This window comes from Bradyrhizobium sp. 190 (genome assembly GCF_023073415.1).
GTDB lineage: Bacteria > Pseudomonadota > Alphaproteobacteria > Rhizobiales > Xanthobacteraceae > Bradyrhizobium.
The window spans coordinates 1058916-1080689 of the sequence record NZ_JADPJL010000008.1 but is presented as its reverse complement, the minus strand read 5'-3'; the positions used below and the strand labels follow the sequence as shown (position 1 = coordinate 1080689).

At 61.7% G+C, this 21774-nt stretch carries 21 protein-coding genes and 1 tRNA gene; 7 read left to right on the top strand and 15 right to left on the bottom strand.

Annotated elements, in window-relative coordinates; translation table 11 throughout:
• Nucleotides 1-695: 695 nt before the first annotated feature.
• Nucleotides 696-780 (bottom strand) — tRNA-Leu (locus IVB22_RS09005).
• A gap of 97 nt (nucleotides 781-877) precedes the next feature.
• Nucleotides 878-1120 carry a FliM/FliN family flagellar motor switch protein gene (locus IVB22_RS09000; protein WP_066505938.1) on the bottom strand — a complete coding sequence of 81 codons (243 nt, stop codon included), beginning with the start codon at nucleotides 1118-1120 and terminating at the stop codon, nucleotides 878-880.
• Nucleotides 1121-1183: 63 nt separating this feature from the next.
• Here IVB22_RS09000 and lipB point away from each other — a divergent pair, with 63 nt between their 5' ends.
• On the top strand, nucleotides 1184-1912 hold the full coding sequence (lipB, locus tag IVB22_RS08995; protein ID WP_247516930.1) for a lipoyl(octanoyl) transferase LipB: 729 nt from the start codon (nucleotides 1184-1186) through the stop codon (nucleotides 1910-1912).
• Nucleotides 1913-1922: 10 nt separating this feature from the next.
• Here the strand turns inward: lipB and IVB22_RS08990 are convergent, their stop codons facing one another.
• Complete coding sequence (locus IVB22_RS08990; RefSeq protein ID WP_247516929.1) at nucleotides 1923-2795, bottom strand: LysR family transcriptional regulator; 873 nt, start codon at nucleotides 2793-2795, stop codon at nucleotides 1923-1925.
• A gap of 113 nt (nucleotides 2796-2908) precedes the next feature.
• On the opposite strand from IVB22_RS08990, the gene IVB22_RS08985 reads away from it, so the two are divergent.
• Nucleotides 2909-3325: a tautomerase family protein gene (locus IVB22_RS08985; RefSeq protein WP_247516928.1), complete on the top strand. Its 417-nt coding sequence runs from the start codon at nucleotides 2909-2911 to the stop codon at nucleotides 3323-3325.
• Nucleotides 3326-3376: 51 nt separating this feature from the next.
• Here the strand turns inward: IVB22_RS08985 and IVB22_RS08980 are convergent, their stop codons facing one another.
• Nucleotides 3377-3805: a 4-oxalocrotonate tautomerase family protein gene (locus tag IVB22_RS08980; RefSeq protein WP_247516927.1), complete on the bottom strand. Its 429-nt coding sequence runs from the start codon at nucleotides 3803-3805 to the stop codon at nucleotides 3377-3379.
• A gap of 118 nt (nucleotides 3806-3923) precedes the next feature.
• On the opposite strand from IVB22_RS08980, the gene IVB22_RS08975 reads away from it, so the two are divergent.
• Both IVB22_RS08975 and IVB22_RS08970 read left to right on the top strand, forming a co-directional pair.
• A complete protein-coding gene (locus IVB22_RS08975; protein ID WP_247516926.1) occupies nucleotides 3924-4799 on the top strand; it encodes a LysR family transcriptional regulator in 876 nt (291 codons plus the stop codon).
• Between the two features lie 80 nt (nucleotides 4800-4879).
• Complete coding sequence (locus tag IVB22_RS08970; protein WP_247516925.1) at nucleotides 4880-6397, top strand: PAS domain-containing sensor histidine kinase; 1518 nt, start codon at nucleotides 4880-4882, stop codon at nucleotides 6395-6397.
• A 70-nt stretch (nucleotides 6398-6467) separates the two neighbouring features.
• On the opposite strand, the gene IVB22_RS08965 is transcribed toward IVB22_RS08970, so the two are convergent.
• From IVB22_RS08965 to IVB22_RS08955, 3 genes are read right to left on the bottom strand one after another with little or no spacing between them, the layout of a single operon-like run.
• The gene (locus tag IVB22_RS08965; RefSeq protein WP_247516924.1) at nucleotides 6468-7904 is read right to left on the bottom strand and encodes a TIGR01777 family oxidoreductase; all 1437 of its coding nucleotides are present in this window, start codon (nucleotides 7902-7904) and stop codon (nucleotides 6468-6470) included.
• A complete protein-coding gene (locus IVB22_RS08960; RefSeq protein ID WP_247516922.1) occupies nucleotides 7901-8566 on the bottom strand; it encodes a DUF4166 domain-containing protein in 666 nt (221 codons plus the stop codon). The genes IVB22_RS08965 and IVB22_RS08960 overlap by 4 nt, the downstream gene beginning before the upstream one ends.
• 27 nt (nucleotides 8567-8593) lie before the next feature.
• A complete protein-coding gene (locus tag IVB22_RS08955; RefSeq protein WP_214489801.1) occupies nucleotides 8594-9151 on the bottom strand; it encodes a GbsR/MarR family transcriptional regulator in 558 nt (185 codons plus the stop codon).
• Between the two features lie 262 nt (nucleotides 9152-9413).
• Here IVB22_RS08955 and IVB22_RS08950 point away from each other — a divergent pair, with 262 nt between their 5' ends.
• Nucleotides 9414-11363, top strand: a complete 1950-nt coding sequence (locus IVB22_RS08950; protein WP_247516921.1) for a diguanylate cyclase domain-containing protein — start codon at nucleotides 9414-9416, stop codon at nucleotides 11361-11363.
• Nucleotides 11364-11510: 147 nt separating this feature from the next.
• Here IVB22_RS08950 and IVB22_RS08945 read toward each other — a convergent pair whose 3' ends face one another.
• Both IVB22_RS08945 and opgC read right to left on the bottom strand, forming a co-directional pair.
• A complete protein-coding gene (locus IVB22_RS08945; protein ID WP_247516920.1) occupies nucleotides 11511-11729 on the bottom strand; it encodes a hypothetical protein in 219 nt (72 codons plus the stop codon).
• 34 nt (nucleotides 11730-11763) lie between these two features.
• Nucleotides 11764-13119: an OpgC domain-containing protein gene (opgC, locus tag IVB22_RS08940; RefSeq protein WP_247516919.1), complete on the bottom strand. Its 1356-nt coding sequence runs from the start codon at nucleotides 13117-13119 to the stop codon at nucleotides 11764-11766.
• 514 nt (nucleotides 13120-13633) lie between these two features.
• On the opposite strand from opgC, the gene IVB22_RS08935 reads away from it, so the two are divergent.
• A complete protein-coding gene (locus IVB22_RS08935) occupies nucleotides 13634-14296 on the top strand; it encodes a response regulator transcription factor (RefSeq protein ID WP_247516917.1) in 663 nt (220 codons plus the stop codon).
• On the opposite strand, the gene IVB22_RS08930 is transcribed toward IVB22_RS08935, so the two are convergent.
• From IVB22_RS08930 to IVB22_RS08905, 6 genes are all read right to left on the bottom strand, one after another.
• On the bottom strand, nucleotides 14291-16411 hold the full coding sequence (locus IVB22_RS08930; RefSeq protein WP_247516916.1) for an MASE1 domain-containing protein: 2121 nt from the start codon (nucleotides 16409-16411) through the stop codon (nucleotides 14291-14293). The two genes, IVB22_RS08935 and IVB22_RS08930, sit on opposite strands and share 6 nt — an antisense overlap.
• A gap of 527 nt (nucleotides 16412-16938) precedes the next feature.
• The gene (locus tag IVB22_RS08925) at nucleotides 16939-17079 is read right to left on the bottom strand and encodes a hypothetical protein (protein ID WP_247516915.1); all 141 of its coding nucleotides are present in this window, start codon (nucleotides 17077-17079) and stop codon (nucleotides 16939-16941) included.
• 40 nt (nucleotides 17080-17119) lie between these two features.
• On the bottom strand, nucleotides 17120-17419 hold the full coding sequence (locus IVB22_RS08920) for an acylphosphatase (RefSeq protein WP_247516914.1): 300 nt from the start codon (nucleotides 17417-17419) through the stop codon (nucleotides 17120-17122).
• Nucleotides 17416-18285, bottom strand: coding sequence for an oxaloacetate decarboxylase (locus IVB22_RS08915; protein WP_247516913.1), 870 nt, complete (start codon nucleotides 18283-18285; stop codon nucleotides 17416-17418). Before IVB22_RS08915 ends, IVB22_RS08920 begins: the two co-directional genes overlap by 4 nt.
• A gap of 135 nt (nucleotides 18286-18420) precedes the next feature.
• On the bottom strand, nucleotides 18421-20436 hold the full coding sequence (locus tag IVB22_RS08910) for an acetyl/propionyl/methylcrotonyl-CoA carboxylase subunit alpha (RefSeq protein ID WP_247516912.1): 2016 nt from the start codon (nucleotides 20434-20436) through the stop codon (nucleotides 18421-18423).
• Between the two features lie 137 nt (nucleotides 20437-20573).
• Complete coding sequence (locus IVB22_RS08905; protein ID WP_247516911.1) at nucleotides 20574-20783, bottom strand: hypothetical protein; 210 nt, start codon at nucleotides 20781-20783, stop codon at nucleotides 20574-20576.
• Between the two features lie 204 nt (nucleotides 20784-20987).
• On the opposite strand from IVB22_RS08905, the gene IVB22_RS08900 reads away from it, so the two are divergent.
• Nucleotides 20988-21752 (top strand): thermonuclease family protein, encoded by a 765-nt coding sequence (locus IVB22_RS08900; protein ID WP_247516987.1) that lies wholly within the window; start codon nucleotides 20988-20990, stop codon nucleotides 21750-21752.
• Nucleotides 21753-21774: the final 22 nt, after the last annotated feature.

Below are 21774 nucleotides of genomic sequence, written 5' to 3'. Positions count from 1 at the left end.
GAATTTCCTGCGTGCTGCGCATAGCCAAATCTCTGCGACGGTGCATCAGATGGTCGCCTTCCGACTAGAAGCAACATGGCAGCCGCTACAGCAGGCTGGCGCGCCGGGTGGCCGGAAGCAGCGGTGGACACCCAACAGCACACCCTGCGCGGGGGCCGCGCCTTGCCTGATGTGCAGTTCCAGAACTAACCGCCGCACCGAACATCAAGCTTAACGCATGAGTTTCGTTGCGGGCGATCAGAACACGCATAGCGTAGCTCGAGTCGCGCAGGATCCCCCCGCCCTAAGACGCAGGGGACGGTTCGCCACAGAATCTCCCCACGCGAAAGCTTGCAACTGCTGCGCGGGATCGAGGAAATCCTGATGAAGGGCGCGTCGGCAGGCTGCGGCACCCTAACCGTGTGTCGTTTGACGGAAACGGAGCTCGGGAGGCCGCGTAGTCGCTCACGGATGAGAGTGGAGCCCGTCGATTTCTACGCTGGGCTACGCCACTGCCCCCTCGTGAGCAGATGGTGGTTTTCCTTCGCGGGGCGTTGGTTCAAATAAAAATGTAACGACCACAAGCGCAGGCGTGATCAAGACGCGCGAGATCAAATCGGGAAGATTTGACCAAACAAAGCACCAACATTCGCTGCGAGTAACAATGTGGGAGTAAAAATAGCGAAAATACTTTTCGCAACAATGACTTATGCCCTTGGTGCGCTCGGAGGGACTCGAACCCCCACGATTTTACTCACTGCCACCTCAAGGCAGCGCGTCTACCAATTCCGCCACGAGCGCTTGGGATACCGGCTGGAAGGACAAGCGTCCGCCGGATCAACGGCGCCGATGTAACAAATCAGGGATGGGGGGACAAGGAAGTTTTGCGCTCCGATAACTACCTGACATCAGGGGATTTCGGCAGCATTTGCTTGACTTCGACCGCGATACGGTTGCGATCGACCAGCACCACGCCGGAAGCCACCGGAAGGTTGTTGGCGAGGATCTTGACCTCGTCCGCCTCCGTGGCGTCCAGTTCGATGATGGCGCCGCGGGAAAGCCGCATCACCTGGTGGATGGGCATGGTCGTGGTGCCGAGCACCACCATGAGATCGACGCTGACTTTATCGAGAGTGGCCACTTCGAAACCGCTAAAGGGGGACTAAATTGGTGTGGTTCCACCTGACCACGTTATGGTTAGCCAATGGTTAATGACCGCCAAAGCCTTGATTTGACGACGTTCGCGCAAGCCAAAGGCGGCGGCGAGGTCGAATGGCGGATTTCGGCTGCTCCTGTGCCCTACCCCGAGGCCGTGGTGGAGATGGAATCACGTGCGGCCGATATTGCCGATCAAAGGGCAGCCGAGCTGGTCTGGCTGCTGGAGCATCCCCCGCTCTACACCTCGGGCACCAGCGGCAAGGAAGGCGACCTGCTCGATCCGCGCTTCCCGCTATTCACCACCGGCCGCGGCGGACAGCTCACCTATCACGGCCCCGGCCAGCGGGTGGCCTATGTGATGCTCGACCTCAAGCGCCGCCGGCCGGACGTGCGTGCCTATGTCGCCGGCCTTGAAGAATGGATCATCCGCACGCTCGACGCCTTTAATGTGCGCGGCGAACGCCGCGAGGATCGCGTCGGCGTCTGGGTCAGGCGGCCGGACAAGGGCGCAGGCCACGAGGACAAGATCGCGGCGATTGGCGTGCGGTTGCGGCGCTGGGTGTCATTCCATGGCATCGCCATCAATGTCGAGCCGGAGCTTTCGCATTTTTCCGCCATCGTGCCCTGCGGCGTCGCCGACCCGCGTTACGGCGTCACCTCGCTGGTGGATCTCGGCCTGCCCGTGACGATGGAGGATGTCGACGTCGCGCTTCGGAGGGCATTTGAAGACGTGTTTGGCGCAACAGCTGCGCGCCTGCCGGAAGCAATGACCTGACTATCTGTCGTCAAACGCTTGCCTTGAGGAAATCAACGAAGGCGCGAACCCGCGGAATGGATTGACGCCCGGGCAGGATCAGCGCCGTGATCGGTTGCGGGTCGGGATCGTGACAGTGCGAGAGCACCGGCACCAGCCTGCCATCCTTCACAGCCGCCTCCCCCAGAAAGTCGCCGAACCGCACGAGGCCAGCGCCCGCCAGCGCGAGGTCGAGCAGGAAGTCGGCGCTATCAGAGCGGATCGACCCTTTAACCTGCGCCATGACCCGCTTGCCTTGCTCGAACATCGGCCATTGCGCGAGACGCGAGAAGCCGCTGAGCTGCAGGCAATTATGCCGGGCGAGATCGGCGGCTTGTTCGGGAACGCCATGGCGCTCCAGATATCGCGGGCTGCCGGCAATGATGCGCCTTACTTCGCCGAGGCGGACTGCGATCAGCTCGCTGTCCGCGAGCGGACCGACCCGGATCGTGACGTCGACCTGGTCGGCGACCGGATCGATGCGGTGATCGCTGACGGAAAGATCGATCGTAATTTCCGGAAACTGACCCGTGAATTGCGGCAGCAGCCGCGCCAGCCGGTGTCTTGCGAACGCAGTGCCGCTGTTGACCCGCAGATGGCCGCGCGGCCGTCCATGGACGGAGGCGACATCGGCTTCGGCGGCTTCGACCGCAGCCAGGATGCCCCTTGCATGAACGAGGAAGGTTTCGCCTTCCTGGGTCAGCACCAGCCGCCGCGTCGTCCGATGCAGAAGCTTGGCCCCGAGGCGGCGCTCCAGCTTGGTCACGATGCGGGAGACGCCTGAAGCAGTCAGTTCGATTTCGGTGCCCACGGCGGCAAAGCTTCCCAAATCGACCGTCCGGACAAACACCGCTAGGTCTGACATCGGGTGCGTCAGCATATTCATGACTTCTAGGTACGAGTGATTATCAAATGCGAGATTTATCTTCATTCATAGCATGAATAGGACGGAGGTCGCAGAAACTCGGAGACCTCGCCATGCCCCTCGCCCGCCTATCCGTTCCGGTCCATCTGTCGCCCGCCAGAATTCGCGCCCTTGCCGATGCCGTACACGAGGGTCTTGTCGAGACCTGTGGCGTGCCGCCCAACGATCGATTTCAGCTCGTTTCGACCTATCCGCGGGAGATGATGTTCATCGATCCGACCTTCCCTGACGTCGCGCGCACGCCGGACGCGTCGATCATCGAGATTCTGTTTCTCGAGGGGCGCACGATCGATCAGAAGAAAAATCTGTTTCGGCGGATCGCGGACCGCGCCGTTCGCGCCGGATTTTCCGGAGACGACGTCATGATCGCGCTCAGCGAAAATGCACCGGTGGACTGGTCGCTCGGTCGTGGCCGTGCCTTCGGCGACCACCACGCGCCGGTGGCAACGAGCCCTGCGTCTACTCGCTGACAGCGCATGCGCGGACGGCGCCGCAAGCGCCGTCCGCAAGTAAGGAGATTCTCACGCCGCAGCCTTCCGCGGCGAGACCTCGAGTTGGCCGGCGATATAGCGGCGCTCCTGGGTGAGGCCGCCGAAGCCGTAGGCGTCGCCCTTCACCTCGTCGACATGCGCGTAGCTCTCTTCATGCAGCGGCCCGAGCAGTTCGCCCATGCGCTGGAACAGCGCGGCGAGATAGGCCGCCTTTTCGTCCTTGGTGTTGGTCCCCTCGCTGACGTGAACGTCGAGCCAGAAGCTGGCGAGGCTCTGCTCGGCGAGTGACTTTCCGCCGGCGAACCAGTCGGCGGCATCGACCGATTTCACGATGACGGCGGTGACCTTGGGATCCTTGCGCAGGATGGTCGCGGTGAGATCGCTGACGGTGGACGCAATCTCGGCCTTCAGCGACGGCGTCTTGCGAACGCTGGAATAGGTGACGGTGATGAGCGGCATGGTCATTCTCCTTTTTTGCAGGCGCACTGGCATCGCGCTCCCTTTACCCTAGACCGGCAGTCATCATTTTGGTATCTTATCTCTGTTCATAACAGTGATAACCAATATTGATGATGACATGAGCACGCTGGATATCGATACGGTGCGGGCCTTCCTGCTGGTCGCCGAGCTTCAAAGCTTTACCCGCGCTGCCGAGGCGCTGGGCACGACGCAAGCGTCCGTCAGCATGAAGCTGCAGCGGCTGGAGAGCGTGCTCGGCAAGCGGCTGGTCGAGCGCTCGCCGCGGGCGGTCGCGCTGACCGCCGAGGGCGCAGCGTTCCTGCCCAACGGCCGCGCGCTGATGCAAGCCCATGACCGCGCGCTGTCGAACGAGACGCTCGCGCGCCAGCAATTGTCGCTCGGGATATCCGATCACGCCGCGGGACCGGAACTGGTGCCGCTGCTCGAACGGCTGCACGCGATGTCGTCGCAACTGGCGCTGTCCGTGACCATCGGCTTTTCGCGCGCGATGCTGGATGCCTACGATGCCGGCGAGCTCGATGCAGTCGTGGTGCGGCAGGAAGGCAGTCGCCGCGGCGGCGAGAAGCTGACTGAGGATGAGTTCGGCTGGTTCGCCGCAAAACGCCTGGCCTGGCACCGCGGCGAGACGCTGCCTCTGGCGACGCTGGCGCCGCCCTGCGGCGTGCGCGCGATCGCCGTCCGCGCGCTCGACAAGGCCGGCATCGCCTGGACCGAGAGCTTTGTGGGCGGCGGCGTCACCGCCGTGGTCGCAGCCGCATTAGCCGGCCTTGCGGTAGCGCCGCTGGCCCGGCGGATCGCGCCGCCGGGCCTGGTCGATATCGGGCCGGCCGAAGGGCTGCCGCGGCTTTCTTCCTCGAAGGTGATGCTGCACTCGAAGGTCGGCGACCCCGCCAAGCTCGCGGCATTGCGGACACTGGCAGCGACATTCAGGAGCGTGGTCGCCTCGGCGAAACGGTCCGTTTCGCCGGCATAACGGGCCGTTTCGTTAAAAAGCCGATTTTTCGGGAACCAATGGGCGCGTTGTGCGTTTGCGCCGATTAAACGGGCAGTCGGATGTTCAAGAAAGATCAACAACAGGAAAGGGATCTCTTCGAATCCGAACGTAATTTCCGACTTCTGGTTGAAGGTGTTGCCGACTACGCGCTTTACATGCTGGATCCGACCGGCGTGGTGACGAGCTGGAACATCGGCGGCCAGCGGATCAAGGGCTACTCGCCCACCGAGATCATCGGGCAGCATTTTTCCCGCTTCTATACCGAAGTCGACCGCGCGAACGGCAAGCCGGTCCGCGCCTTGCGTATTGCCTGCGAACAGGGCCGCTACGAGGAGGACGGTTGGCGTGTCCGCAAGGACGGTACCTTCTTCTGGGCCAGCGTCGTCATCGACCCCATCTACGAGGACGGCGAGCTCATCGGCTTCGCCAAGATCACCCGGGACATCACCGAGCGCCGCGAAGCCCAGCTCAAGCTGGAGCAGATGCACCAGCAGCTTGCGGAATCGCAGAAGCTCGACGCGCTCGGCCAGCTGACCGGCGGCGTGGCCCATGATTTCAACAATCTCCTGATGATCATCAGCGGCAGCGTTCACACGCTGAAGAAAGCGGTGGGCGACGATCCCAAGTCCCAGCGGGCGCTATCGGCGATCGAAGGGGCGACCAAGCGCGGCGCCTCCCTCACCAGCCAGTTGCTGACATTCGCGCGCCGGCAGAGCGTCAATCCGCAGGCGGTCGACGTCGCCGAGCGCATCGATGCGGTGCGCGAAGTGCTCGATGCCGCCGTCGGCAGCGCGGTGACGTTGCAATTCGACGTCGCCAAGGGCGTCTGGCCGATCATGGTCGACGTCGCCGAGTTCGAAACGGCGCTGGTCAATCTCGTCGTCAACGCGCGCGACGCCATGACCGGCGGCGTCATCAGGATATCGGCGCACAACGACACGCCCGGCGGGGACGGTGCCGGCGACTTTGTCGCGATCTCGGTGGAGGACACCGGCACCGGCATTGCGCCCGATATCCTCAACAAGATCTTCGATCCCTTCTTCACCACCAAGCCGATCGGCAAGGGCACCGGTCTGGGGCTGTCGCAGGTTCATGGCTTCGCGCATCAGGCCGGCGGAACGGTCAAGGTGGCGAGCGAACTCGGCAAGGGCACCAGGATCACGATCCTGCTGCCGCGAAAGGAAGCCGCTCCGGCGGCCGAGCACGTCAATGCGGTCGAAACCGGCGGCAGCGGCACCGTGCTGCTGGTGGAGGACAATCCTGAGGTTGCAACCGTCAGCACCGGCCTGCTCGAACAGCTCGGCTATACCGTCCGCCGGGTGGCCAATGCCGAAGCGGCGTTGCGCGAAGTCGAGCTCGACGGAATAGACCTCGTCTTCTCCGACATCGTGATGCCCGGAAAAATGGACGGCCTCGGCCTCGCACGCCACCTGAAGGCCGTCAGGCCCGGACTGCCGATCCTCCTGACCAGCGGCTACAGCGATGCCGCGCTGAACGTGCGCGGCGATTTTCCCATTCTGCGCAAGCCCTACGAAATCCACGAACTCAGCCGGGCGATCGCAAAACTGCCGCGGTGAGGCGCCTACGCGAGATCGCGGCAATGTCGCGATCCCTGGCGGCATGAGCCCGAGGAGACCTCGTCCTCCTCTACAGAATCGCTTCGAACGCGCTGCGCAGCGTTTCGTGCCGGAACACGAACCCGTTGCTCAGCGCCTTGTTCGGCAACACGCGCTGGCCGCCCAACAGCAATTCATTGGCAAAATCGCCGCCGACCCGGCGCAGCAGCCCGCCGGGAATCCGGAAAATCGCGGGCCGGTGCAGCCGACGGCCCAATTCCTCGGTGAACTTTGTATTGGTCACCGGGATCGGCGCGGTGGCGTTGATCGGCCCAGCCAGTTCAGGCTTTGCGATCACATGCGCGATCAGGCGGATCAGATCGTCGCGCTCGATCCACGACATCCACTGCCGGCCCGAGCCCAGCGGTCCGCCGAGGCCGAACTCGAACGGCGTCAGCATCCGCGTGATGAAACCGCCATCGGTGCCGATCACGAGGCCGATCCTCAAACAGACCACGCGCACGCCATGCTCTTCCGCCGGACGCGCCGCGTTCTCCCAGGCGTCGCAGAGTTCGTGGCTGAAGCAGGCATGTGATTTAGCTGACTCCGTCAGCACCTGGTCCTGCCAGAGCCCGTACCATCCAATGGCCGAACCGCTCACCAGCACGGCCGGCTTGCATTCAAGCCGCGCGATCAGCTTGACGATGTCGCCGGTCATGTTGATCCGGGAGTCGAGGATTTTTCGGCGCTTGGCATCGGTCCACAGCCCGTTGCCGATCGGCTCGCCCGCGAGATTGACGATCGCATCGATGCGGCAGTCCGCTGGAAGCTGGTCGAGACTTGTGATCAGCGTGATCGGCGGCGGCAACATGTCGGCTTTGGCGGGGTTGCGCACCAGCGCGATGACCTGATGCCCTGCCCCGCTCAGGCCTGCCACCAGGCGGCTGCCGATGAAGCCGGTGGCGCCGGTCACCAGTACCTTCTGCCCTGCGGGCAGTTTTTCGACCAGGCTCGCCGCGGGCGCGCTGGTCATGCGCGAAAGGCGCTTCGACGCGGTGAAATCGCGCAAGCCACACAGCGCGGCGCCAACGGCTGCCGCCGCCGCGATCAGGCTGAGCCAACCAGCGTAAGCCGATTTGACGCCGGTCGGCTGCCCGGCCCAGCCGATCAGGACCGGCAGCAGCAGCACCAGGATGGCGCCGTAGTTGATCGCGAGCAGCGTGTGATTGATGCGTTCACTGGCCGGCAATTTCCGGCTCATGTCCTCCTCGACGAAATCCATCAGCGTGATGACGATTTCCGCGACGAGAACGGCGATGATGAGAACGGCGATGACGCCGTGCACCTCCAGCCAGCCCAGCACCAGGAACAACAGCGCATAGAGCATGTTGCGCAACGCATGGAGTTGCAACTCGTAGCGCTGTGACGGACGCCATGCGAGCCGCTCGGTCAGCTCATGGTGATAGAACGTGTCGAACACGCCCATCACGACCTGAATGGCGATCAGGGTCCAAAGCAGCGACGTCATGATGCGGCCTCCCGGAACACGGCGGACTGACGAATGAGCTTGCCGAAGCGCGGATGAACGATCTCCAGCGTGAAGCGGAACGTGCCGCCGCCGAGATCGGAATGGGTCACGGTGAGATCGCCGGGCGTGAACCGCATGGGCAGCGGCAATCTCAGCGGCCCGACCTGCAGGGAATAGTCGACGCTGCGGAATACCAACGCTTCGTGCTCGACGGAGATACGCAACGCCATGCTGACGCCGTAGCCGACATATTCTTCGAGCCCGGTCGGCCCGGCGAACCGTTTCGCCGAGTGAATGACTTGCGGAAATCCGTTGCTGCGCGCGCAGATGCGGGTCCAGATCTGGCCACCGCTTGCCGCATCCTCGGTCACCGTCACGACCATCGGGACACCGGTCTCGGCGCCCGTCGGCAGCGGCCCGCCGATGACACGCGCGAGCTGCGCCAGCCACCAGCCGGCGCGGCTAAAACTCACCTCCTCCACCGTGCCGACATAGACGACGGTCTCGCCATCGGCAAAACGCTTCGAAAAACGCCGCCATATCGCCAGCGGCAAACGGCCCCACTCCTCGTCGGGCAACAGATTGTGGAAGCGGCGGTCGTCGAGCAGGATGGTGTTCGAGGCAGGTGTTGCGGGAAGCCTTGGTACTCTTGTGGACGCCATCACACGCTCCTGCCCTGCCCCTCTGCCCTATCTGGATTTCCCGGCCGGCAAGAAGCTGACGATCTTCTCACCAAGCTTGATCAGCGCGACCAGCCTCGGCCGCGGCACGCCCAGCATCTGCGTGTACCAGCGGTCGACCAGTTCGGTGAAAGCCAGCATTTCCTTCAGCCGCTTGGCTGCGACCGGGCTGATGGTCGGATCATCGGCCGCATCGGAGACACAGGCGCGCAGCGCATCGACCGCGGGATCGATCTCGCGCTCCTTGCGGCGGGCGGCGATCCGCGCCGCCACTTCCCAGATGTCGGTCTCCGCCTCGAAATGATCGCGGCGGTCGCCGAGGATCGGCACCCGGCGGATCAAATTCCAGGCCAGCAATTCCTTGATCGAATTGGAGACGTTGGATCGCGCCATGCCGAGCGTCTCGGCGATGTCCTCCGCAGTCATCGGCGCCTCGGCGAGATAAAGCAGGCCGTGGATCTGGCTGACGGAGCGGTTGACGCCCCACTCGTCCCCCATGTCGCCCCAATGCAGGATGAACCGTTCGACGACGGCGGGGAGTTTCTTCTTGTCGGTTGTTTCTGTCATGACAGAAATATCTGACGGAACTGTGCGGATGTCAAGTCCCGCATGCAGCCCCAGCGGCGCGGGTGGCGCGCTATGTCCGTTGGAGGCGCCCCTGCTCCGACGCCGCGGTCTGGACTGGCCGGTTCCCTCGATGGAACCGGGATGGAGCCGCGTTTCCATGTTTTCCCGGCCGATCCGTTAACCGCTTCGGCACCGATCACGTCTTAAATTTCCCGTAGCGCGTTGCCGGCAACGAGATCTGGCGCGGTCATCAAGGCAAGGCATGCCCCATCGAAATCCCCCAGACCCGGGCGGGCCGCTGCGGCGGGTAACATCGACGGCCGTGGTCATCACCTTTGCGCTTGTCATGACCGCCTGCGTCCTGGGCCTCATGGCCTGGAAGGCGCTCGACGCAAAGAAGGCGGCGCTGGCGAGCGGCAGCGCTGACATCCAGAACCTCGTCCATTCGCTTTCCGAACATGCCTCGCACACCCTTCAGGCGGTCGATATCGCGATGGCCGGAATGGTGGACCTGCTGAAATACCGAGATCCGGAGCCGGACCGGTTCAACAAGTACCTCGTTGAGACGGTGAAAACGCTACCCCAATTGCGCGGGATCGGCGTCGCGGACGCCAAGGGCAACTGGAACTATTCGTCACTTCCGGAGCAGCCGCGCCATACCATCTCGGACCGGAGTTATTTTGCCTACCATCGCGATACGCCGGACAGCGCGCTTCGGATCAGCGAGCTGTTGCAGTCTCGTATCGACGAGCAATCCTCGTTGATCGTTCTCTCGAAACGTATCACCAAGCTCGACGGCAGCTTCGGCGGAGTCGTCGCCGCAGCGATCGACAAGGATTACTTCAACCGCTTTTACCGGACATTCCAGCTTGGCCCGGACGGCGGCATCAGCCTGATACGGAGTGATGGCACGCTCCTGATACGCTGGCCGGCGTCGGACAAGAGCAAGGATCTTTCCAGGACCGACCTGTTCTCAAAGCATCTCAAGCTGAGCTCCGTCGGATCCTACAAGATCATCTCGCCGTTCGACGGCATCGTGAAGTATTTCGGCTACGAGGAAACGCCGCAATACCCCATGGTGGTCACCGTAGCCGTGTCGGAGGACTGGCTGCTTTCCGAATGGTGGAAGGGATTGCGGACCGACGCCCTCGTCGCAGGCGTGCTGCTGTGCATGATCCTGATGCTGGCGGCGTTGCTCGCCCTGCAATTTCGCTTCCGCAACAAGATCGAGCGCGCGCTGCGCGAACGCGAGGCCCACTATCGATTGCTGGCCAACAACATCGCCGACATCATCATCCTGATCGACGCGCGCAGCCTGCTCCGGTACGTTTCCCAATCCGTCGAGCCGGTGCTGGGATTCCGCGCGAAGGACCTGACCGGCAAATCATGCTTCGACCTGGTCCATCCGGAGGACCGGGAAAGCGTCAAGCAGGCAACCACAAGGCTCAGGGATGTCGCCAGCGTCAGCACGGTCGTATTCCGGCACTATCGCGCCGACGGAACGCTGGCGTGGGTGGAAAGCAAGTTCAAGCTGGCGACGGAACCAAGCGACCCTGCGCGGACGGAATTCCTCTGCGTCATCCGCGACGTCACCGAACGAAAGCGCATGGAGGACGAGCTGACGCAGCTCAACCGTCGCCTCACCCAGCTTGCTGCGACGGACGGACTGACCGACCTCACCAACCGCCGCACCTTCGACGGCTTCCTGAGGCGCGAATACGAGACTTGCGAAGAAATTTCGGTGCTGCTGTTCGATATCGACAATTTCAAGGGTTACAACGACACCTACGGACACCAGGCCGGCGACCGTTGCCTGCAGGCGGTCGCCAAAGCCATCGGCGATGCGACCGCCAATACGTCAGGCCTGTCCGCGCGCTATGGCGGCGAGGAATTCGCCGTCGTGCTGCCGAATACAACGGAAGACGCAGCCCTGAAGGTCGCCGAGAGCATTCGGCTGACGGTTCGGGCTCTGGGCATTCCGAACACGGCCTCCAGCCGCGGATACATCACCATCAGCGCGGGCGTCGCCGGCAGAAACCGTTCGACGCTCGACGAGGCCGCGTTGGTGGGGGAAGCCGACACCGCGCTCTATGAGGCCAAGCGTCTCGGCCGCAATCGCAGCATCGTGTATTCCTCACTCGAGTTGCAATATGTCGAGAGCGCCTCCATCCAGCACGACGACGAGTTCGCGCCCGGCGAACGGGCGCATTAGAAGTTTCCAACCGAGCGCCAGACCGAGCAGCCGTTGGAGTTGGCCGAGCGTATCGCCAGCCCGACTCAAATTAGGAAAGGAGCCCTCGCAGAGGGTGTCCGCTGATTTCAGCTGACATTCGCAGCATGACGTTCGTTTTGTCGTGTACTAGGTCCGCTTGCGCACGCCAGTGGAAACGGTCTTGTGTGCAGGCACCGGGGTGCAGGTCGTGAGTACGAGCGCAAACCGGCTGCACTGCCAGTCAGCGCCGAGCGCGGCGCTGGTGGGTGACGTCAAGTTGACCGACAGTAATGCCACAACGCAGGCAAACATCACGTACACCACGATCAGCACCGCTCTCTTGTGGGTTCTTGGGTGGGAAATCATGGCCTTGGCTCCTGTACGATGGCCCCCTTGTGATCTAATTCACATCCTGACCCACATTTTTCGCTGGTGGCCCGAAGGCGTGCGCGATTGCTGGCACTCGATCAGCGCCGCAGCCGGACTCGCGCACTGGAGCAAACAGCATCTTTATTCGATCACCTCGTCGGCACGAGGCGAGCAGCGTGGGCGGAATGTCAACGCCGAGCGCCCTGGCTGTCCTGAGATTGACGACCAGCTCGAACTTGGTTGGCTGCTCGACGGGCATGTCGGCGGGCTTCGCGTGCAGCTGCTGCCTGGGTTTGGTGTTGATCCAGTTCAGCAGCGTCGCCGCCGCGATCATCACCAGGACGCCACCAACACTGAGCGCGATCTGCATCATCAGCCCGTCCGAGATGTCGAGCAGCGCCAGGTGGCTGGCCAGCGTCAGCAGAACGCCGAGGCAGTAGATTGGCAGCGAGTTCTGGCCACAGAGAATGGCGCCACGCATCACCGCCGTCGTCAGCCCTCGCCAGTTGCGAGGCACGAACCATGCCGCCAAAACCGCAAGGGCCAAAAAATGCAGCAGTCGCAATGGATCGAGATTCGATTTGTCCATCGGGTAAAACAGCGTCAGCAGCGCCTGCGGAACCAGCGCTTCCAGCGGTTTGATGCTCCAGCTCAATGCGATGATGAGGCTGAACACCAGATAGAGAACGGCAGGCACAAGCGCGGTGCGTGAGGTCACCCACGGCCGGAATCTCTTGCCCTCGATGATCCACCACGCGCCGAGCACAAGCGGCAGTTGCCAGGCTAGCGGATTGAAGAACCAGTGGCTGTTCGGCCACGCCGGGATGGTCCAGCCGAAGACGTGCACCAGTGTGTAAAGCAACAGCGACGCACCGAGCGTTGCGTTCGGCGCTCGCAGCAGCAGCCACAGCAGCGGCGCGAACAAAAGGTGATAAAGCACGAAGAGCGGCAAGATGTCGGTGTTGACCGGGCGGTATTGCAGGATCGCCGCGTGCGCGAGCGTCACGCCCGGCTGATCCAACAGAATGCGCGTATTGCTCCTGTCGGCAAGAGGGCCGCCGCCTGCGAGGTGAACCACGACGGCGCAGGCGAGCGTGAGCAGCAGAAATGCGACATAAATATCCCAGCTTCGCCACAGCGTCCGGCCGATCACGCCGGTCCAGCCCCCGCTCTGCCGTGCCTTGCCGTAGGACAGCGCGCAGGTCAAACCCGAAAGAAACATGAATACTTCCGCGGCATCGCTGAAGCCGTAGTTGCGCAGCGTCAGCCAGCTCCCGACGTTGTTGGGGACATGGTTGAGAAAGATGCACCAGAGCGCGATGCCGCGGCAGGCATCAATGCGCAGATCGCGGCCGTAGCCTTTCAGCTCCGGCAGCGCGCCTGCCAATGGCTTCGGGGGGGGCAGTTCGATCAAGCATCTGGTTCCCCGTCCGGCGTCCAAGCACGTTTCAAGAGGGACCGAATCTGACGAAAAACATCAGCCGCGCCGAACCCGGCCGCGAATTATGGCGACGCCTGGTAGAACCTCCTGGCGCGGGAGGCTGTCGGTTGACGATTATCGTTCGACGGTACAGCGCGTAAATCAGCCGGAGGTCCTCACAGAGGGGTTCTTAGGTCCTATGATCAAGGTACCTACAGATATCCGCACTCTGAATCCCGCGACTCTCGTGGTCCGCACTCGCTTTTTCGGCGTCCTGTGAGCTGATTACAATTACAGCACACAACGGCATTCGACTTCTATCTTGAGTGCCCAACCGTGAACCGCTGGTTGGGCCAAGGATGAAGGATGGACGGTTTCGGGGTCAGTCTTCCCGCCAGCCTCTTCCTCGCCAAAGACCCAAAGGTGGGTGTATGATTTCTTCAATTGGATCTCCGTGCCATGGGATGACGGAGAGCTTTTCATGAAAGTCCTTATCGTTGACGATCATGCATTGATACGCGAGGCGTTGTACGCCGTCCTGAGACAACTGAAGCGAGAAGCCGTCATATTTGAAGCTTCGAGCAGCAGTCAGGCAATGGACATAGTCGAGGAACATCCCGACATCAGCCTCATCTTGCTTGATATCAATTTGCCTGACAGAGATGGCTTCTCTGTCCTCCACGAACTGCGAGACCGCTATCCAACCATTGCTATCATCATTCTCTCGTCCTCGAATGATCAAGACACAGTCAAGCGCGCTTTCAAACTTGGCGCTCTGGGTTTCATCCCGAAAACGACCGAACGAGAGATCATGCTCAACGCCATTGAGTTAGTGTTCTCCGGCGGTATTTACATTCCCTCGGAAATCCTGGAGGAAACACCGTCTCCGCGGCTTACAAATAAACCAACGACGCCCGACTTTCTTAAGGGCCTCGGATTGACCGATCGGCAGATCGAAGTGCTTGCGCTTCTGATGAAGGGAAAAAGCAACAAGATCATTGCCAAGACCCTCAACATGGCAGTGCCGACAGTGAAAAACCACATCACGGTCGTTCTCAAGGCGCTCAGCGTAACAAGCCGCACCGAGGCAGTAATAAAAGTAGGAAAAATGAGCTGGGAATCGTCGCCGAAATCTGAGTCATAAAGCCGGCCGGGTATCTCTCCTATCGTCGTGATCCATAAAGAGCTCGTGCATGACAGCGCGGAGCCGCATTGGGTCGACAGGCTTGTGCAGCAAAATGTATCCTCTATCCTTGGCCTCACGTGCTGGTTCAGGTGCCGTATCGCCGCTGATGAGAATAGCTGGAATGGATGAACCAAACGCCGCATTGATTTGTTCAATGGCGCGGATCCCGGTCTTTCCGCTCGCAAGATGATAATCCGAGATTATAAGATCGGGGCGTTGTTGGCGCTCCGCAAGTCGGATAAGTGCCGCTTCGTCGGATTCGCTGGTAAGGACGGTGTGTCCCCATCTGCCAAGCAATCCGCCCGTTCCTTCCTGCACGATTGGAGCATCGGCAATAACAAGAACGACCTTGCCTTCGACAGCAAAGGCCGCGGGGTGAGGTGAGTCGACGGGCTCGGTGGACGTGTCGCATTCATCGGCCATCGGAACCAGGATCGCGAATCGCGAACCTCGGCCCAAAGTCGAAGCTAAGTCGATTGGATGGTTAAGAAGCAGGCGAAGCCTGTCGACGATAGCCAAGCCGAGCCCCATGCTGCCGTACCGGTTCCGGTCTCGGGCAGCAAGTTGAAAAAACTCGCCAAAGATATTCTGCTTCTGATCCTCAGGAATGCCGGGACCACTATCCCATACTTCGATGCGCAACATTTGACCGCGCCGACGACAGCCGACGATGATCCCGCCCCGCAACGTATAGCGCACAGCATTGGATACCAGATTGAGCAGTATGCGTTCGAGCAGCATGGCGTCGCTCCGCACCCAGGCGTCACTTCGCCTGACGCGTAGACGCAAGCCCGTTTCTCGCGTTGCCTGATCAAACGTCGTCTCAATTTTTTGCAACAGGCGTGCAATCGGGAATTCAGTAATTGTGGGTATGAGTATCCCAGCATCGAGCCTGGACATATCCAGGAGTGAATTGAGCATTTCATCCATTTCCTTGCGCGTTGCATCGACCAGTTCGATCGTCCTTGTCCGTTCCCCCGATCTGAGCGGCGTACGCAGCTGTGCAACGAACAAGCCCAGCGCATGTAATGGCTGCCGCAAATCATGGCTTGCCATGGCAAGAAAGCACGATTTTGCCGCATTGGCGAGCTCCAGCTCTCGCGTACGCTCTGCGACCTTCCGTTCGAGCTCGATCTGCGCGCGGCGCAGACTTTTCTCCGCTTTCTTGCGCACCTCGACGTCGGCGCTCAGTAACAAACTTGGAACGGTAATACTGATCAAGAACATCAATACCAGCAGGAATGAAACGTTGAGATCCGCGGTCGTGAAGGGGCCGCCGCCCGTGAGCGTCCCCCATATCGTGATGCCGGCAAGCAACAGCGCAACCGTTGCGGTGTCACGTGGACCGCGGCGCAGCGCCGCCCACAACAACGGCAGGATCACAAGAAAACCCAGTGGATCTCGACTCGGCGTTTGCTCGATCAGGGGGCTGAAAGCAATGAGTCCAACAGCCGTCGCTGTTGCGAGGACGCCCATCGTCTCTAAAAATTCATTGCGGTTGAAAGCAAGGTAGTGGCTTGATGCCCAAAGCACGATAACGGGAGCAATGACCAGCGCGCCGGTCACATCTCCCATCCACCATGTGACCCAGGCGTTCGCGAAATTCGTCCGTTCGATGTACCCGGCGGTTGCCAGGCTGGTCAGTCCAATGCTGGCGCTGATCGGTGTCGCGATCACGAAGGAAATCAGAGCAAACTTCGCGACAGAATTTGGCGTCGAAAAAGTATTGCATCCGCTCGACCATCGATTGATCAGGTAAGCCCCAACAACCGCTTCAAGAGAGTTACCGATCGCAATCGCAATTGCGGTGGCAACCGAGCCGGCGGTCGTCGCATTGGCGATCATCGCTGCCGTGAAAATTGCGGGCCAAGTCCGATATCCCCACAACAGCACTGCCGCCAGCGCGACACCGGTCGGCGGCCAAATTGGCGTTGCACTGGGATGAATAGAGGCGAGAGCAAGGCCGCCTTTTGCCAAGGCGAAATAGATGACTCCAATTGCGACCAGACGGCCGGCATAGCTAATGCCTCGGTGGAAATTTATCTCCGGCGTTAGTGATCGTGGATCGGACATCGTCGACGCCTGGACTAGAGGCAGTTGGATCGTCCACCATGACTGACTTTTTGATCTCCTTGATAAAGAAGGATCGCTACTTTCCCGCTTACCAAGCGGTTGATCGACACCACTACGTCCGACCGCTGCGACAATGCAAAACTCGGCAAGATGCGCTCAGATCGAATTGATCACCGCGGTCTGCTGACGGACCAAGAGATGGCGCGTGCGATGGAGCATCTCAACGCCGCCCCCACAACCGCCGGCGGCCACCGCAATTGCCCTGCATAATCGCAATTCGGGTTCGTTGAGGAAACTACCCATTTCGAGTTAGCAGAACGCGCAGCTGGTAGTACGCTTTTACCCCCGCGAAGTCTGAAAAAGGTCATTTGCGTCGATTTTGGAATCCGCGTCATGTCCGCTTAAGGGGGTAATCTCGGAAACGGCGGTTGTGCTAGCTTCAAGCAGATCGTGCTTCTCTGCGCGGCCGGCCTGTTCGTTTCCCTGCTGATGCTGACTTACGGTCTCGATCTAAGCCCGGGTTTCTTCTAGCGCGTGCCAGGCCGCCATGAGAGGTCATCAGACAGCACATAGATCGTGATCGCGGCCAGGCACATCACGATCCCGATCCAGAACATCGGCGAGTGATGGATCCGTCTCCAGTCGCGTCCGGGCGGGTGCGGCTTCATTCAGTCACCTCGTGGGTGCGTCTCGGCCATATTACGGGCGTTAGATCGTCGGCAGCACCGAGAACCGGTCCCCTGCCCGTCGCAGATTCAGCAGGTCGGGACCAGCGGCTTCGTCCTGGACTGCATCGACCCGTGCAGACGATGGTCCGCGCCGACAGGCGGCGATCATGTCAGTCACGACGGCGGCAGGCCCGGTGAACAGCGCTTCCACGCTGCCGTCGCGGCGGTTGCGCACCCAGCCCTCGAGATCGCGTGCGGTCGCCTCGTCCTCGACAAAGGCGCGGTAACCGACGCCCTGCACCCTGCCCCTGATCGTGACATGGCGGATCGCGTCGTTCATGACTTCTTCAGCCCGAGAAATGCGCCATTGCGCGCCTTCACGTCAGCCTCGCGCATGGCACGGCCGGTGAGTTCTGCAGACGCCAGCCCCTTCAGGTTCTTCGGCGAAGTTCCCTCACGCAAGGCCTTCAGCGTTTCATAGACGGCTTGCGTGGCGGCGGCAAACGGCGCGTGGCCCTGCAATGCGATCCGAACGCGCTGACTGGCGAGATAATCGAGCGCGGTCATGTCTTCAGGCGCACCGCCCAGTACGATCGGCAGGCGGGTTGCGGCGGAAATGGCTTCGAGCTCGCCGCGGCTCTTGATGCCGGTGAAGAACAGCGCATCGACACCGGTGGTCTCATAGGCCCTCGCACGCGCGATCGCATCGTCGAGACCGGTTATGGATACGGCGCCGGTGCGGCCCATGACGACCAGCGAGGGATCGCTGCGGCCGTCGAGCGCGGCCTTCATCTTGCCGACGCCCTCCTCCAGCGAGATCAGTTGCGTCCCCGACTGCCCGAACGCCTGCGGCAGCAGCGTATCCTCGATCGTCAGGCCGGCGGCGCCGGCGGATTCGAGTTCCTGCACGGTGCGTCGGACATTGAGCGCGTTGCCATAGCCGTGGTCAGCATCGACCAGCACCGGCAATGCCGAGGCGCGCGACATCCGGCGCATCTGCTCGGCCAGCTCCGTCAATGTGATCAGCGCAATATCGGGATCGCCGAGCACGACCAGCGAGGCCACCGAGCCGCCGAACATGCCGAGCTCGAAACCAAGGTCTTCCGCAATACGGATCGAGGTCGCGTCATAGACCGACCCCGGCCGGATGCAGGTGGAGCCGTTGAGAATGGAACGCAATCTCTCTCGGCGCTGACGAAAAGCCATAGGAAGGACTCCCTCTTTCGGCATTGCCTGCGACAAACGCAAAGCGTTTGCGCAAGGGAGCGAAGCGACGAAGCAATCCAGCTTCTTTGCGTGGCTATGGATTGCTTCGCTGCGCTCGCAATGACGGGATTACCTCTACGCAAACTCCAATATCAGCGCATCCACCGCCAGCGTCGCGCCGGCCGCGGCGTGGATCTTCTTCACCGTGCCGTCGCGCTCGGCGCGCAGCACGTTCTGCATCTTCATCGCCTCGACCACCGCGAGCGTCTCGCCGGATTTGACCTCCTGCCCTTCGCTCACGGCAATCGACACCACGAGCCCGGGCATCGGGCACAACAGCTTCTTGCCGGTGTCGGCCGCCGACGTCACCGGCATCAGCCGGGCGGCGGTAGCTTCGCTTTCGGTGAAGACGTTGACCGCAACGTCAAAGCCCTGGTGCGCCAGGCGGACGCCGTTCGGAATCGCGCGCACCTGCATCGCCACGGGGTGACCGTCGATGGTGCCCTGCCAGACCGGTTCGCCCGGTGTCCAGTGTGAGATCAGATTGTGCGGATTGCCGGGCAGACCATCGGCGCCGATGAAGCGTACCGCGATGCCCTCGGCCTCCCGCGCCACATCGAGCGCGATTTCGTCGCGATCGAGCCACACCGCGCGGCGGCGTTCGCGCTGCACCAGCCGGCCGTTCATCTGGCCGGAAATCTGCCGCTTGCGCTCGCCAATCACATGATCGATCGCAGCGCCGACGGCCGCCAGCCGCCGCGCGATCTCGCCTTCCGGCGGGCGCGCGGAAAAACCCTTCGGAAATTCCTCTGATATGAAGCCGGTGGAAAGCTTGCCCTCGCGCCAGCGCGGATGGTTCATCAGCGCCGACAGGAACGGAATGTTGTGCCTGATACCGTCGACGTAAAACGCGTCCAGCGCGGTTGACTGGGCCTCGATCGCGGCCGCCCGCGACGGCGCGTGCGTGACGAGCTTGGCGATCATCGGATCGTAATGGATCGAGATTTCGCCGCCTTCCTGCACGCCGGTGTCGTTGCGGATGGTGACGCCGTCATGGCTCGCTTCCGCCGGCGGGCGGTATTTCACCAGCCGGCCAATAGACGGCAGGAAGTTGCGGAACGGGTCCTCGGCATAGACGCGAGATTCCACTGCCCAGCCGGTCAGCGTGACGTCCTTCTGCGCGATCGAAAGCTTTTCGCCGGCGGCAACTCTAATCATCTGCTCGACGAGGTCGATGCCGGTAACGAGTTCGGTGACGGGATGTTCGACCTGCAGGCGGGTGTTCATCTCCAGGAAGTAGAAGCTCTTGTCCTGGCCGGCGACGAACTCGACGGTGCCTGCGGAATCGTAGTTGACAGCTTTTGCCAGCGACACCGCCTGCTCGCCCATCTTGCGGCGGGTGGTCTCGTCGAGCAGCGGCGACGGTGCCTCCTCGATGACCTTCTGGTTGCGGCGCTGGATCGAACATTCGCGCTCGCCGAGATAGATCACGTTGCCATGCTTGTCGCCCAGCACCTGGATTTCGATGTGGCGGGGATCGACGATGAATTTTTCGATGAAGACGCGATCGTCGCCGAACGAGGATTTGGCCTCGGCCTTGGCGAGGTTGAAGCCTTCGGCGACCTCAGCCTTCGAATGCGCGATCCGCATGCCCTTGCCGCCGCCGCCGGCAGAAGCCTTGATCATCACGGGATAGCCGATCTCGTCGGCGATCTTCACCGCGTGCTTTTCGTCTTCGATGACGCCGAGATGTCCGGGCACGGTCGAGACTTTTGCTTTTGCGGCGGCCTTCTTGGATTCGATCTTGTCGCCCATCGCGGCGATGGCGCCCGGATTGGGGCCGATGAAGACGATGCCCGCCTTGGCAAGCTCGCGCGGAAACGCCTCGCGTTCGGACAGGAAGCCATAGCCGGGATGCACGGCCTCTGCGCCGGTCTTGCGGCAGGCTTCGACGATCTTGTCGATCAGCAGATAACTCTCGGCAGCGGCCGGCGGGCCGATCAGCACGGCGTCATCGGCCATTTCGACGTGCAGCGCATCGCGGTCGGCCTCGGAATACACGGCCACCGTCTCGATCCCCATTCGGCGCGCAGTCTTGATGACCCGGCAGGCGATCTCGCCGCGATTTGCGATCAGAATTCGTTTGAACATGTTCTTCTTGCTTGAGCTTTGGGCGGGATCCTCCCCCGCAATGTGACATGCGGGACGCGGGTAACCCACCCGTCGTACAGCAAAAATCGATGGAGGCAACGGTCTCGTATCGGCCGGTTGCGCCGGCCGGCGGCGATTCAGCCGGAATAGGCGTTGAAGCGGCCCCGCGCATAGGCGCGGGATACCGCCTTCATCAGTTCGCCTACCTCGGATTCCAGATATTCGTTGGCGACGATCAGCGCGCGGATCGTCGCCCTCATGTCGCCGCCGCAGGCTGAAATCGCTTGATCTACCGCGGTTTCCAGCTCGTCGTTCTCTTCGAATTTCGGCTGTGAAGAGGACGACATGGCAAATATTCCGTGTTGAGCAACGCCTCTTATGTTCCTATTTTGTTCTCATGAAGTCAATGGGCCATTCGGTGTGGCTGCAGCGGCGCCGACGGTTTTCCCCAACCTGCTTTCATGCACGATTAGCGCCAGTGCCTTGGTTCAATCACATCGCCTTATGCTAGAAGGCGGCGGCAGGCGTGGAATTGATTTGAAATGAAACAGATGCGGTCACGAATTTTTCTGGTTGCGGCGTTGCTATCGATCGTACTTGGGGCCAGCCAGAGTTCGGCCGCCACTGCCATCGTCCGGGATGGCAGCACGCTTCAGTTGGGCAACGTCACCTATCGGCTCGACGGCATCGAGACGCCCACCGTCGATCAACTCTGCATCGACGAACACGCCGATAGCTGGACCTGCGGCATCGAGGCGCGCGATCAACTGACCAAGCTGATCGGCGGCAAACAGGTCCGCTGCGACGATCTCGGCCCCGATCCCGCCTACAAAAAACGGCGCATCGGCGTCTGCAAGATCGAGGGCGAGACCACAAGTCTCAGCCAGTTGCTGGTCCGCAACGGCTTTGCCCTGAATGTCGAAGCATCCGCCTCCGGGCGCTTCCAGGCGGACGAGGCGCGCGCCAGGGAAGATCGCCAGGGACTGTGGAAAGGCTGCTTCGTTGCTCCGCAAGAGTTCCGCCGCGGGAAAAAGGACGCCGCCCTGCTCGGCGGCGCATGCCGCTCCGACCGCGACCGCGAAATCCGCGAGGCCTTGTTCCCCGAAGACCTCGTGATGCCGGCAAGCTGCAACATCAAGGGCAAATACGCCGTCCGCGCACGCGTCACCGGGAACCTCGGCATCTATCATTTGCAGGCGTGCCGCTCTTACCCCGGCCTGACCAAACCGGATCGCTGGTTTTGTTCCGAGGACGACGCCCAGGCGGCCGGGTTCCGCAGGGCCTACAACTGCCGCGCGGGGACAAAGAGCAAATGAAGCTGGCAAAGCCGCCGGCTCC